Annotated in this window: 10 protein-coding genes; 3 read left to right on the top strand and 7 right to left on the bottom strand. The window is 58.5% G+C overall.

Features of this window, described 5'->3' with window-relative positions:
- The first annotated feature begins 282 nt into the window (after positions 1 to 282).
- Complete coding sequence (locus tag AC0KVN_RS25075) at positions 283 to 1,065, top strand: transglutaminase-like domain-containing protein (RefSeq protein ID WP_483656475.1); 783 nt, start codon at positions 283 to 285, stop codon at positions 1,063 to 1,065.
- A gap of 351 nt (positions 1,066 to 1,416) precedes the next feature.
- Here AC0KVN_RS25075 and treY read toward each other — a convergent pair whose 3' ends face one another.
- From treY to AC0KVN_RS25040, 7 genes are all read right to left on the bottom strand, one after another.
- Positions 1,417 to 3,810 (bottom strand): malto-oligosyltrehalose synthase, encoded by a 2,394-nt coding sequence (treY, locus tag AC0KVN_RS25070; protein WP_483656474.1) that lies wholly within the window; start codon positions 3,808 to 3,810, stop codon positions 1,417 to 1,419.
- Positions 3,807 to 5,573, bottom strand: a complete 1,767-nt coding sequence (locus AC0KVN_RS25065; protein WP_483656473.1) for a 4-alpha-glucanotransferase — start codon at positions 5,571 to 5,573, stop codon at positions 3,807 to 3,809. The genes treY and AC0KVN_RS25065 overlap by 4 nt, the downstream gene beginning before the upstream one ends.
- Positions 5,570 to 7,276 carry a malto-oligosyltrehalose trehalohydrolase gene (gene treZ / locus AC0KVN_RS25060; protein ID WP_483656472.1) on the bottom strand — a complete coding sequence of 569 codons (1,707 nt, stop codon included), beginning with the start codon at positions 7,274 to 7,276 and terminating at the stop codon, positions 5,570 to 5,572. Before treZ ends, AC0KVN_RS25065 begins: the two co-directional genes overlap by 4 nt.
- Positions 7,273 to 9,378, bottom strand: coding sequence for a glycogen debranching protein GlgX (glgX, locus tag AC0KVN_RS25055; protein WP_483656471.1), 2,106 nt, complete (start codon positions 9,376 to 9,378; stop codon positions 7,273 to 7,275). Before glgX ends, treZ begins: the two co-directional genes overlap by 4 nt.
- A gap of 38 nt (positions 9,379 to 9,416) precedes the next feature.
- Entirely contained in the window at positions 9,417 to 9,629 is a 213-nt protein-coding gene (locus AC0KVN_RS25050; protein WP_483656470.1) for a DUF2934 domain-containing protein, read from the bottom strand.
- Positions 9,630 to 9,940: 311 nt separating this feature from the next.
- Entirely contained in the window at positions 9,941 to 10,117 is a 177-nt protein-coding gene (locus tag AC0KVN_RS25045; RefSeq protein WP_483656469.1) for a DUF3606 domain-containing protein, read from the bottom strand.
- Positions 10,118 to 10,378: 261 nt separating this feature from the next.
- Positions 10,379 to 10,900, bottom strand: a complete 522-nt coding sequence (locus AC0KVN_RS25040; protein WP_483656468.1) for a hypothetical protein — start codon at positions 10,898 to 10,900, stop codon at positions 10,379 to 10,381.
- A gap of 149 nt (positions 10,901 to 11,049) precedes the next feature.
- Here AC0KVN_RS25040 and amyA point away from each other — a divergent pair, with 149 nt between their 5' ends.
- Together amyA and AC0KVN_RS25030 are read left to right on the top strand one after the other, a co-directional pair.
- Positions 11,050 to 12,537 carry an alpha-amylase gene (amyA, locus tag AC0KVN_RS25035; protein ID WP_483656467.1) on the top strand — a complete coding sequence of 496 codons (1,488 nt, stop codon included), beginning with the start codon at positions 11,050 to 11,052 and terminating at the stop codon, positions 12,535 to 12,537.
- A 91-nt stretch (positions 12,538 to 12,628) separates the two neighbouring features.
- Positions 12,629 to 12,846, top strand: a 218-nt coding sequence (locus AC0KVN_RS25030) for a hypothetical protein (RefSeq protein WP_483656466.1), incomplete at its 3' end; no start/stop codon positions are given.

Here is a 12,846-nt window from a genome sequence, read left to right as displayed (position 1 = left end):
GCGTTCAACACAAATGCCGCGATTAATTTCCTCCGATTTCGAATCTAAATACCAGAAATCTTCATAATCCAGATCAATTTATAACCTAGGTTTGTTTTCCAAAGCGAATGCAACCGCGATTTACCGGTGTCCATTTTATGGCTGTGCTGGATCAACTTTTTTAGTGATCTTGTTTTATATCTGGTGCGTATCGAAGGCATGCAGAAGAAAGACTTGATATTTCTGGATATGTATCGGAGTTTGCCTTCGGTTCGGCTCAGTCGCCCAAGGCTTGGAGTTTGCATGAAACTTAGCGTCCATGTTCATCTCGATTATGAGCTGGCTGGCCCAACGGACCTGCTCTTGCAGATCGAGGCCGCTGATATTCCTGAGCAGGCGATCGAATGGAAGGACCTCATTCTTCCCCAGGCGGATCATATCGCCCATGTTCCTGCGCAGGACTGTATCGGCGAGCGGATATGGCTGCGGATGTCCGGTAAGATGGTCGTCGACTATCGGGCCAGGGTAGTGGTCAACCGTAATTTGGCTGACTGCCGACAGTTGCAAAGGGTGCCGCCGCATCAATTACCTGGTGAAACCATTCCCTATCTGCTTTCGTCTCGGTACTGCGAATCCGATCGTTTCCAAAGCTTTGTCGAAGAGGAGTTCGGGACGCTTCAGGGGGGCGAGCTTGTCATGGCCATGCGTGACTGGGTTCATTACCATGTGCGCTATGTTCCCGGCTCGAGCGACGTCATGACCACTGCGGCCGACACCTTCATCTCGCGCCGTGGGATTTGTCGCGATTATGCGCATCTTTTGATTACATTGGCCCGGTCTGCCGGTATTCCTGCCAGGATTGCGAGCGTCTATGCCGTTGGCGTTGAGCCTCCCGATTTCCATGCGGTCGCCGAGATTTTCCTTGAGGGAGAATGGCATCTTGTCGATGCTACGGGCATGGCGCGGGAAGCTGGCATGGCAAAGATCGGCGTGGGCCGCGATGCAGCCGACGTCGCGTTTCTCACGACGTTTGGCGGCGCCAGGTTGATCGATCAATATGTCGCGGTGGAGCCCTGCCTGGAGTGACGGCAAGTCGCGTTCGCCCCGGCTGACCGGATTGCCGGCGTCGCGGTCGCTAAAGCGTTTTCTAATCAGATGGAAACACCTGATGACTCGGAAAACGCGTCGGATCAGCAGTCTAGAGCAGTCGAGCTGACGAAGGCGGATCAGAATCTGCTCTAGTGCGTCCGAGCGGAGGTGCGGTCATTCTCCTGAAACGTGGCGAAAAACTCGTTGTTCGAGCTTTCGATCGGCGCGGGTCCTTGAAAAAGGCCCCTCCTGCAGCACCAGAACAAAGCTTTGTCGGCCGCGCAGCAGAGCATGAAAAGCGCCCGCAGGAAAATCTGCCCAAACAAGGTTTGCGCTTGCGCTCAGATCCTAGGGAGCGGATCGGTCGAGGGACATATAATAGGGTTGCTGAGCGAAGAGTTGGTGCGCTGGTATTGAGGCGCCCGCTTCCAGATATGTGCCCTTCCACCATTGCGATGGAGGCAGGCAACCGGACTCCGTGATAGCGGACGTCGCGCGGATGAGGACTGCGCAGGTCAGCTGCATTGTTTCGTTTCGTCGGGTGAAGGCAAGGATGTTTCCGGCTCTTGGCCCCCTGGCCAGTACAGGCTCGTAGCGGGAAGACGCAAAAAGCGAATAATTGTCCCGGCGCAGTGCCAGAAGCCTCTGAACGAGCTTGATCTTGGCATTTTCTGTCATTTCCCCGGAGGCAAGCAAAGCCTGACGTCGCGCATAATCGACGGCGCGGCGATTATCGGGGTCAACCAGGCTCAGATCCTCCAATTCGCAGCCCTGGTAAATGTCAGGAATGCCGGGGAGGCAGAATTTCAGAACGGTCTGCACCAGGCTGTGAGCCTGGGCAGCGGGCCCGATACGTCCGATCAGGCGCTCCATATCGTCTCTGAAGTCGGAGGCTCCGACAAGATCACGTACAAGATGGGCAGCCTTTTCTTCATAGTCGATGCATGGTTCCTCCCAGCTGGAGCGAAGCCGGGCCTCCCGGAGCGCCTTTTGTTGCCAGGCAAGGATGCGATCCATATAGGCGACAGTATCGCTTGAGCCGTCCCAAGTGCCAAACAACGTCTGGAAAAGCTGATAGCAATCGGCAGGATGAATGTCGCCATGATGTGTCCTGGCGCGTTTAATCCATCCTTGGACATGATGCTCCCAGAGATCTGACACGCCGCTGAGCACCGCAATGCGGGCGCGGCTATCCTCACCGCGCTTATGATCATGGGTCGCGGTTGCGAGCATGGCCGCCGGGAACTCGCTGGCCCGCTGCAGGATCCGGCGATGAAATTCCGCCGGTGAAATGGAAAATTCCGCCGGCGCCGATCCAACCTCATTGGCTGACAATAGTGGTGCCCGGCGATAAAAAGCGGTGTCTTCCACCCCCTTGGCGGCTATCGGCGCAGAAAGCTGCTGAAATCGGCGTACAGCCTCGGCCGCAAGCTCGGCCTGGCCAGGGCCATCACCGGCAAGCCATGCCAAAATCTGCTGTCCTACCGGTCTCTCGCCGGGGGGCAGAGAGGGCTTTGCCGCTTCCCACGCCTCGAGCCTCGCTTCCTCGTCGCTTACAGGAGCCGATTGTCCGTCGCCATAAGTGCGATAGACAGGAAAGGCCTGCAGCAGGCAGCTGATCGATCGGCGCAACATCGGCTCCGTCCACGCCATGATCGCGGCTTGTCCGCTGCTTTGGGCGACGGCGCTGAAAGCGTGAACGCAGGCAGCCAGCTGCGCCTCGAACTGCCATTCGAGCATGTCGCGTTTCGCGCGCCGGACGACATCTTGCGGGTCGGACTGATCAGGATCGAGCGCCTCCCACAGGCTTGCAAGAGGTGTTTCGCCAATGGGGTCGTGCAGCAGGGCCGTGACATCGCGCATGAAATCATAACCGCTGGTCCCCTCGACGCCCCAGTCGGGAGGAAGCATTTCCCTGGGCCCAACTATCTTTTCAACGAGGATGATGGCGCCGGGACGGATCTGGTCCATTCGCGATCGCAGACGGCGGCAATAACGCGCAGGGTCCGACAGGCCATCGACATGGTCGATGCGCAGCCCGTCAATCAATCCCTCCTGATAAAGGTGGAAATAGAGGCCATGCGTCGCCTCGAAGACGGCCGGGTCTTCAACCCTCACGCCAGCCAGATCGTTGATCGAGAAAAATCGGCGCCAGTTCAGCTGATCGCCAGCAGTACGCCAATGAATGAGGGCATAATGCTGTGCTCCCGCGATAGTCGCGATATCGCCCTGCTGGGGTCCGTCTGGACGCAGGGGAAGCTTTTGCTCACCATAGAGCAATAGATGGGGGGCTCCCGCTGATCCAACGACGAGATCGCCCTGCGCGATGACGTCAGCCAGTGGCCCGCCCAATAAGGGAAGCTTCAGGGGGCCGTTCCAGTCTATATCGAAATAGCAGGCGAACGGACTGGTGGGGCCCAATCGCAACACATCGTTCCACCAGGGATTTTCGCCGCCAGCTACCCCCATATGATTAGGGACGATGTCGATGATGATGCCCATGCCATGGGCTCGCAGGGCTGCAACCAGGCGGCGGAACCCGTCCTCGCCGCCAAGCTCGGGATTGATCCGGGTTGGGTCGATGACATCATAGCCATGGGTTGAGCCCTGGCGCGCCGTGGTGATGGGAGAAGCATAAAGATGGCTCACGCCCAGATCCGCGAGATAGGGTATGACTGCCCGGGCAGCTGCAAAAGGGAACTGCTTCGTCAGCTGGACCCTGTAGGTCGCGCGCGGTGTCATGGCTGAACCCTTTTTTGCAAAGCGGCCTTCGGACGGATCGTGGAGAGGCAGGCGATACGTTGCTGGACATCGGGGTCGGAAAGCAGCCTTTCGATCGGCGCGGGAAGGCGGCGGCGCCAATTGGGATGTTCGTTCGTGGTGCCCGGGAGGTTGGGCTGCTCGGCAAGGCCAAGAAGATCTTCCATCGGCACCAGCAACAGAGGGGCAGTTGATCGCGCCAGAAAGGCAAGCGCGCGCTCAATGACAGGCGCCGCGTCATCATCAGCGGGCTGCGGCGCGCCCCCACCGATAGCGGTCCATAAAGCTGATCGGGCCTCGGCCCGTTCTGCAGGCGTCTCCCCTCCGCGATCAAGCCTGCGGTTCCAGTCCAGATCGCGACCAGTCCACCAGCCCGTGATTGTAGCGATGTCGTGTGTTCCGCTCATGGCCACGGAACGTTCGGGATAGGCTGATGCTGGCCGGAATCCTTCTTCGCCACGGGTGAAAGGCAGAACGGTCATGCCATAGATATTTGCCTTTTCCAGCGCCTCGCCAAATCCAGGAGGTCGGGTTCCAAGATCCTCGGCAATGACGACGGAGGCTGCGCGCCAGGCCTCAAGCCTGACAAGGCGCAGCATGTCGGTGAAGGGATAGGAGAGATAGGCACCCTCGGTTGCCGGACGACCTTGGGGAATGACCCAAAGACGCTGCAGTCCAAAGCCATGGTCGATCCGGATGCCTCCGCCGCGGGGCATATTGGTTCGCAGCAAAGCGATGAAGGGCGCAAATCCGCGATCTGCCAGGCCCTGAGGGCTGTAGCTTGTAAGGCCCCAGTCCTGACCCTGCGGTCCCAGCGGGTCGGGCGGCGCGCCTATGTGCAGGCCTTGGAGAAAGGCACCCGGGTCTTTGCGTGCTTCCTCTCCCTGCGGATCGACGCCGACAGCAAGGTCTGTGATGACGCCGATCGCCATGCCCGCATTCTTTGCCGCACGCTGGACATCATCAAGCTTGGCACGGGCCTGCGCCTGTGTGAAAGCCTCGAAACTGTCGACTTGAGCGTCAGCGTAGCCCTTTGCCGCAGAGCGCCTGAACGCTTCTTCAAGCGCCTTGAGCTTGGCCGGACCAGCGACGTCCCATTCAATCAGCGTGGCTGACGGCGCCACGCCCCGCCTATGCACTGGTAGCAGTAGCGCGTTGAGTTCAACGCGGCTCGAGGGTGAGTAAGGCGCGAAGCGGCCGGGTGTGAGAAGCGATTGGGCATGGACTGGGCTGAGGGCTACTGCATCCGCGCCGCAGGCGCCCAGCCGCGTGACGGCCTCGATAAGAGTGTCAAAATCACCAAAATCCTTCTCTTCCTCGCGAAGCGAGGGAATCTGAACGGTGACGCCCCACCCTCGAGTCCTGATAGCAGGACAGGTGAGAGGCGCGACCGCCAGCATGACGCTGCCGCCCTCCAGATCAGCGCGATAATAGCCAGGAACGGACAAGCCGCATTCGGAATCGATTTTCAGGACGGCACCCGTCTCGTCCCGGAGGATGAATTTTCCGCCAGGCAGCGGGAGAGGCTCGCCGCAATCAACGGTCACCAATCCGGGGCAGGCAGAGCGTCGCCGGTGGAGCGCGGCGCGTGACACTGTAACAGCAGCGTCATTGTCGGCCGGAAGGCCGAGCGAGACCAGGATCGCGCGCAGGCTATCATCGCTTACAACCTGCTCCATACCGTCCGCATCGGTCCACAGGCGCGCGATGCCGGCCTCCTGCGCGAGCTGGTGAAGCAGTGTCATTGCGGTTGCCCGATCCAGATGGTGCAACTGGCCGGCGCGCCCGGATCCCCTGTCGAGAAGCAGGGCTGCGTGCTTTCAGAAAGGTCGACCGCCACGTCGCCAAGGTTGATGAGGATGGTAAGCAGGCGACCATTGCCAAGCATCCATCTCGCCTTGACAGCGCCGGTGGAGAGCGCAGTTGCGCCAAGCGCCCGTGCGCCAGCAATCCCCGGCATGACCGCCTGGCGGCGGAGGGTTAAAAGCGTGGCATAGAAGGATCGCCAGTCCGCGGCGTCCTGGCCTTGCGTAACCCTTGCCATGTTGAAGGTTTCGAGCGCGTTGGGATCGGGAATGCGTTCCCTGGCATCGCTGCTCGAGAAGCCGGCAAAGCCCTTGAACTCAAGACGCCGGCCCTCACGGACGGCATCGGCAAGATCATCGTGAAAATCCGTAAAAAACAGGAAGGGACTTTTGGCGCCCACCTCCTCGCCCATGAACAGCAGGGGGATGTGCGGCATGAGGAGCAGCAGGCTCGTCGCGGCCCTAAGCCGTTCTACAGATACAAGATGGATCAGCCGCTCGCCCAGCGCGCGGTTGCCGGTCTGATCGTGGTTCTGCAGAAAAGCGATGAAGGCGTGAGGGGGGAGGTGCGTACTGGGGCTCCCGCGCGGCGCACCTTTGTGATGCGGTGAAGGGTCCCCCTGGTAGATGAACCCTTCGCTGAGGCAGCGTGCTAACCTCTGTGCGGGCTGGTCGGCAAAATCCTCATAATAGGCATCCTGTTCCCCCGTCAGAAGAACATGCATGACATTGTGGAAATCGTCATTCCACTGCGCATCATAGGTGTCGGGGGTTAGTCTGGCAGCATCGTTTCGTTCATTTTCGAGCATCAGATATATGCGGCGGCCCGGCGTGGCTGCGCGGATATCACGCGCCAGACCGTCAAGAAAATCGTCGTTGCCGATCGCATGGACCGCGTCGAAGCGAAGTCCGTCAAAGCCATAATCGTTCAACCACATCAATGCATTTTCGCGAAAATAGGCCGCGACCTGCGGTCGGTCGACCGCCACCGCTCCGCCCCATGGTGTATGGCGCTGGGCGTGAAAAAAGGGCGTGGCATAGTTGCCCAGATAGTTTCCATCGGGCCCGAAATGATTGTAGACGACGTCGAGGAAGACCATCATCTCCAGGCGATGAGCGGCGTCGATCAGCGCGCGCAGGTCCGCCGGGCCACCATAGGCTTCGGCCGGCGCGAAGGGGAGCACGCCATCATAGCCCCAGTTGCGAGAGCCGCTGAAAGCATTGATCGGCATGAGCTCGATCGCTGTCACGCCAATTTCTGACAGAGCAGGCAGTCTTGCCGCTACGCCTGCAAATCCTCCACACAGTCCGACATGCAGCTCATAGATGACAGCCTCCTCCCAGGAGCGCCCCTGCCAGCCGCTAACGGGCGCGGCGATCGGAGTGACGACGCTCCAGCCATGAACGCCGCCACATTGTCGGCGCGATGCAGGGTCCGGGACGGCGAGGTCGGCGGTAAGGCGAAAACGATAGCGGTCTCCCGCTGTCGCTTCAGTCTCGAGATAGAACCAGCCTCCATCAGATGGTGCCATCGGCAGCGCCTGGGCTCCATCAATTTCCAGAGTGACATTGTCACGGTCCGGCGCCCAAAGCGCAAAGCGCCATCGCCCCTCGCCAAGATCGGTCGGCCCCCATTGCGTCATATGGCTGGCCTTTCGCCAAGCCAGCATATCAACACTGCCGCATGTGGCTCCACCTTGTAGACGTCGCCGATAGCAAAGGGCGCTCGCTCGGGCTGCGCACTGTCGATGAGCACCTGTCGCGGAGCGGAGGGTGAAGGAAGCGTGAAGTCGATTGCATCCTCGCTTGCGTTGAGCAGCAGCGTCAGAGCCTCGATGCGCCCATCCTCCAGCAGGCTTGCCCGTCGCATGACAAGGGCGCGCCCTTCGGGATTGTGCCAGTCGTCGTGCGTCAATTTTTCCCCGCGCTCATCCCACCATTCGATGTCGTTGATGCCGAAGCCTGGCGAATCCTGACCATAGAGGAAGGTTGGGGCACGCAGCACCGGGTGGGTCTTGCGCAACGCGATCAATCTGGCGGTGAAATCGAAAAGCGCCTTCCCTTCCTCGCTTTCCATCATCGACCAGTCGAGCCAGCTGATTGCATTATCCTGGCAATAGGCGTTGTTATTACCGCCCTGCGTACGACCAAATTCATCGCCCGCTACCAGCATCGGAGTGCCAAGAGACGCAAGGAGGGTCGTGAGCATGGCGCGACGCACATTGTGTCGTCGGGCGATGATCCTCGGGTCATCCGTCGATCCCTCCGCGCCCCAGTTGCGCGAGAGATTATTGTCGTGGCCGTCGCGATTATCCTCGCCATTGGCCTCATTATGTCGCTCCTCATAGGATACGAGGTCGGCAAGCGTGTAGCCGTCATGGCTGGCCAGAAAATTCACGCTAGCCCAGGGGCGCCGCGCGCGGCGATCGAAAATGTCGCCAGAGCCTGACAGCCGCGCCGCCAGATCGGCTCTCTGCAGAGAATCCCCTCGCCAGAACCGACGCGCGGTATCACGATATTTGTCGTTCCATTCGGCAAAGCCAGGCGGAAAATTACCGAGCTGATAGCCGCCCATGCCCACGTCCCATGGTTCGGTGATGAGCTTGAGCCTTCCAAGTACCGGATCCTGTCGCAGGACGTCAAAAAGGCCTGCATTGGGATCGAACCCATATTCTGTACGGCCAAGCGTCAAACCGAGGTCGAACCGAAAGCCATCCACACCAAAACTGTTCGCCCAATAGCGCAGCGAGTCAGCTACCATCTGTATCACCCTGGCATGGGTCAGGTTGAAACTGTTGCCTGTGCCGGTATCATTGAGACAATAACGCCGATCTTCGGGCAGGAGCCTGTAATAGGTTGCATTGTCGATACCGCGCCAGGAGAGGGTTGGCCCCAGCTCGCTTCCCTCGCAACTATGATTGTAGACGACATCCAGGATGACCTCGATACCGGCCGCGTGAAGCCGCCGCACGGCCACGCGCAACTCGTCATGCGTATCGCTCGCAAAATAGCTTGGCTCGGGCGCGAAGAAGCTCAGGCTGTTATAGCCCCAATAGTTACGCAGACCCTTTTCCAGCAGAAAGCGATCCTGGGTGAAAGCGTGGATGGGCATCAGTTCGAGCGCGGTGATGCCGAGGCGCTTCATATGGTCGATCACTTTGGGATGCGCGAGCGCGGCGAATGTACCACGTTCCTGTGCTGGCGCAGCCTCCAGGAGCCTGGTCAGGCCCTTGCTATGGGCCTCGTAGATGATGGTCTGCGACCAAGGAATATTGGGGCGTATATCGCGGGACCAGTCAAAGCTGTCATGTGTCACTACGGCCTTGGGCATGGCGCGTGCGCTGTCCCGGCGATCAAAACCCAGATCCTCTTGCCTGCCGCGGACCCGATAACCATGCAGCACGTCATTCCATCGAATATTGCCCGACAGGCGGCGGGCATAGGGATCGAGCAGCAACTTGTTGGGATTGAAACGATGGCCCTCCTTTGGCGCGTAGCGACCATGCACACGATAGCCGTAAAGCAGACCCGGGCGCGCATCAGGCAGGTAGCCATGCCACACTTCATCCGTGCATTCAGGAAGGGTAAGGCGCGCCAATTCCTTTCGCCCGCCAGGATCAAACAGGCATAATTCTATCCGGTCGGCATTGGCGGAGAAAATGGCGAAATTGACGCCAAGGCCATCGAAGCTGGCGCCGAGGGGATAGGGCGACCCGCCCTCGAGACGATCAGCATAAAGGCTCAAGGGCGGTGTTGTCCTGTGGCGAAGTCAGGCAAAGGGATTCAGCCCCGGGCTTTGGTAGATCTCTTTACAGTAAGCGCTTGGGCTGCAGCGCCGCTTGCCAGGGGGTTTGGCAGCTGAACTGCCGCTTGTGCCTGGGCAATTTCGGCTTCCGCCTGGCGCCAATGTTCGGTTGCCAGACCTTCAGGGTGACCCTGCGCTTCCCAGATGGCATGCGCGCGCTGGCGAACTCTCGCTTCACTTTCCTCTGTCATGATGGCTTCCTGGTTCGGGATCTGGAACAAAACCCAAATGCGTCAGAGCAAGATTGGATGCGTCTACTGATATAGATCAGGCAGTTTGCGAGGCTGTATTGAAATAGGCTCAAGCGGTGGGGAACGCTGGAGCCATGGGGATGCTGGCATGTCCATGAGCTGGGGAGGCGATGGCTGGTCAGTGCGGCGGACATGGTCGTGTCGAACAAGGCTCTCGGTTCATGCGGACGACAGGCTCCGCGCGGGCGGCCCGCCGACACGGCCGGGCCGCATCTTCCTTTTGCTTTTCTCACTGCATTTTGTCGCGCTGCCTATTGATTGAGGTAGGCTGCCACAGCCGCGACATCATCGCCTACTGCATCGACAGCCTCTTCCAATTGCGCTTGATCAACGCCGAAATGGCTGGTCCAATATCGGATCTGGTTTTCGTTGCCCAAAGCAACATGATCCCGATCCGCTGGATAAGCAGGGTTGTCGTTCTCAGGCATGCATGACCCTCCATGGAGATGAGGATCAACGCTGGTCCAGCAACAATGTTGCGAGATCAGGGAAGGCTACCGAATTTGGATACAGCATCCAGGAGGGAGGCTTTGGCCTTAGCCCGGATGAAATTCCAAAAGCCGCGTTATCATCCAGGTGAATGGTAATGCGTGGATCGTAGTGCCCGGAGAAGGTGATTTAATGCGACACAGAGGCGCATGGTTGCCGCTGCGCGCAAAAAATTAGCCGGACTGGGCAGCCCACTACATTCAGGCTGCGACTGCACCCGGAAAAGTCTGGAGAAGCATTTCGCGCGCCGCCTTGAGGCAAAGTTCGAATGTGGGGGCACCAATATGTGTTTGCGAACCATCGAGATGTCGGACGCTAAGTTCCCACAAGCTGTTCGACCGTACCGCGCATCGGCGCATGTCGGCATCGACAAATGAAATCGGTTCCTGGATATGTTCGCGATGCAGCAGGTATCGCTCCACGCTGATGGCACTTTCCCGGTGCGCATTATGCCAGAGCCGGAAATTTTCGGTGTTCGACGACAGCCATTCCAATATCCGGCAATCTGACATCCCAGTCTCCACGAAATGCAACTTTTTCACGCCAGTTGCTGCAGGGAGACGCGCTGAAGTCATCAATGTTCCGGACAAAATCCGTAGATTAACCTGGCTCAATAAGAAAGCTCCGGACTTCGTCCGGAATGTGATGGCGGAGGAAAATCGCGGCGAGGTGCTCGACTTTGGACCTGGCTCGATCGAGCCGCAATTGTCAGCCTGATCCAACCATTACGTCTTGAATGTGGGATCGATGCGGTGAAGCCGCGGCCGCCAAGCGCGTGTTGGCGACGGCAACGCGAAAAGCTGGTGCTGTTCGGGCAACCGCGGCCCGTGCTGACCGTTTAGCGGCTGCTTCAATCTCTTGAGGAACCGCCATGTCGCAACGCACCCTGCTTCAATTCTTCCACTGGTATTATCCGGCAGGGGGCGGATTATGGAATGATGTGGCCGAGCAGGCTCGGCATCTTGCCGAGCTGGGCATTACCGATGTCTGGTTGCCTCCTGCATATAAAGGGGCGTCGGGAGGATTGTCTGTAGGCTATGACAGCTATGATCTTTTTGATCTGGGCGAGTTCGATCAAAAAGGAGGTGTCGCGACCAAATATGGAGATCGGGCTGCGCTCGAACGCGCCACCACCATGTTACGAAATGAGGGGCTGCGAATAATCCATGACGTCGTCTTCAATCACAAGATTGGAGCTGACGAGACAGAGTCGGTATCCGTGCGCCGGGCAAATCCAGACGATCGTACTCAATTGGATGACCAGATCATCAAGGCCAGGGCCTGGACGAAATTCACATTCCCCGGACGAGGCGGGAAACATTCCCGTTTCATTTGGGATGCCCGCTGCTTCACCGGCATCGACCATATTGAAGATCCAGTGGAAGATGGCGTGTTTCGCATCGCAAATGAATATGGCGAAGGCGAATGGCACGATGAGGTCGATGATGAACTTGGTAACTACGACTATCTCATGGGTGCCGATCTCGAGTTTCGAAATCATGCAGTGTATGAGGAACTGAAATATTGGGGAAGATGGCTGGCAGATCAGGTCGCCTGCGATGGATTCCGCCTCGACGCTGCCAAACATATACCCGCCTGGTTCTTCCGAGACTGGGTTGGTCATATGCGCGATACGGTCAGGCAGGATCTGTTCGTAGTCGCTGAATATTGGCACCCCGATATGGATAACCTGCATCGCTATCTCGACCAGGTCGACAAGCAGCTGATGCTCTTTGATGTTGCACTGTGCCACCGCTTCCATGAGGCTTCCCTAGCCGGTGAGAGTTTCGACTTGCGCACGCTGTTCGACGAGACGCTGGTAGCGCATTCCCCCGATCATGCCGTGACCCTGGTCGGCAACCATGACACTCAGCCTCTACAGGCGCTGGAAGCTCCTGTAGAAGACTGGTTCAAACCACTGGCCTACGCGCTGATCCTCATCCGCGAGCAGGGCGTTCCATGCATATTCCATCCGGACCTTTACGGGGCTTCATACGCTGACACTGGTGGTGATGGTGATGAACATCAGATCGACATTTCCCCGGTAAAATGCCTGCCTCGATTGATCGAAGCGCGTCAGCGCTTTGCTCACGGCGCCCAATCAGATCTGTTTGACGATCCTCATTGCATTGCAGTGGTGCGTCACGGAACGGAAGACCTTCCCGGCGCAATCCTTGTGCTTTCAAACGCAACAGCCACAGAAAAGAAGGTGGCTCTGGGAGAGGAACATTCAGGCGCATGTTTTCGCGACTTCCTGGGACATGTCGAAGGGGAAATCTTTGCTGACGAAGAGGGTAATGTTGTGGTTGCTTCACCCGCCGGATCCCTTAGCCTCTGGGTAAGGTCAGACAGTTTGTGAACCCTGGATCTCGCTGCCGAGAGAGTGCGCAGCATGCCGGGCGCGGACATTTGACAAGCGCTTTCCCAGCCAGGACGGGGGATGTTCGAGCATGATCGTTTTCCCGGTTCCCCCGGCAGAAGCGCTGCATTGCATGAAGCCGTTCGCTCAGGGAGAGGGACGTGCGCAAAGAAAAGTCGCGCATAGCTGTCATGGAATGATGCCCTTGTTGCTGGACAAGCACAGCTGCCTGATCGTAAGCGGTAAAAATCCCCCACGTGGCCTTGAGAACGGGGCTGTAATTTGGACGATCAGGCGGCGCTTGCGATG

The organism is Sphingobium sp. SG1, assembly GCF_057063145.1.
Note: the sequence above shows the minus strand (reverse complement) of the source record. Positions and strands in the feature narration are given on the sequence as shown.

Excerpts from the sequence above, each read along its gene's own strand:
- AC0KVN_RS25075 (WP_483656475.1), top strand. The coding sequence starts at position 283 with ATGAAACTTAGCGTCCATGTTCATCTCGATTATGAGCTGGCTGGCCCA.
- amyA (WP_483656467.1), top strand. The coding sequence starts at position 11,050 with ATGTCGCAACGCACCCTGCTTCAATTCTTCCACTGGTATTATCCGGCA.
- AC0KVN_RS25050 (WP_483656470.1), bottom strand. The coding sequence starts at position 9,629 with ATGACAGAGGAAAGTGAAGCGAGAGTTCGCCAGCGCGCGCATGCCATC.
- treY (WP_483656474.1), bottom strand. The coding sequence starts at position 3,810 with ATGACACCGCGCGCGACCTACAGGGTCCAGCTGACGAAGCAGTTCCCT.
- AC0KVN_RS25045 (WP_483656469.1), bottom strand. The coding sequence starts at position 10,117 with ATGCCTGAGAACGACAACCCTGCTTATCCAGCGGATCGGGATCATGTT.
- treZ (WP_483656472.1), bottom strand. The coding sequence starts at position 7,276 with ATGACGCAATGGGGGCCGACCGATCTTGGCGAGGGGCGATGGCGCTTT.
- AC0KVN_RS25065 (WP_483656473.1), bottom strand. The coding sequence starts at position 5,573 with ATGACACTGCTTCACCAGCTCGCGCAGGAGGCCGGCATCGCGCGCCTG.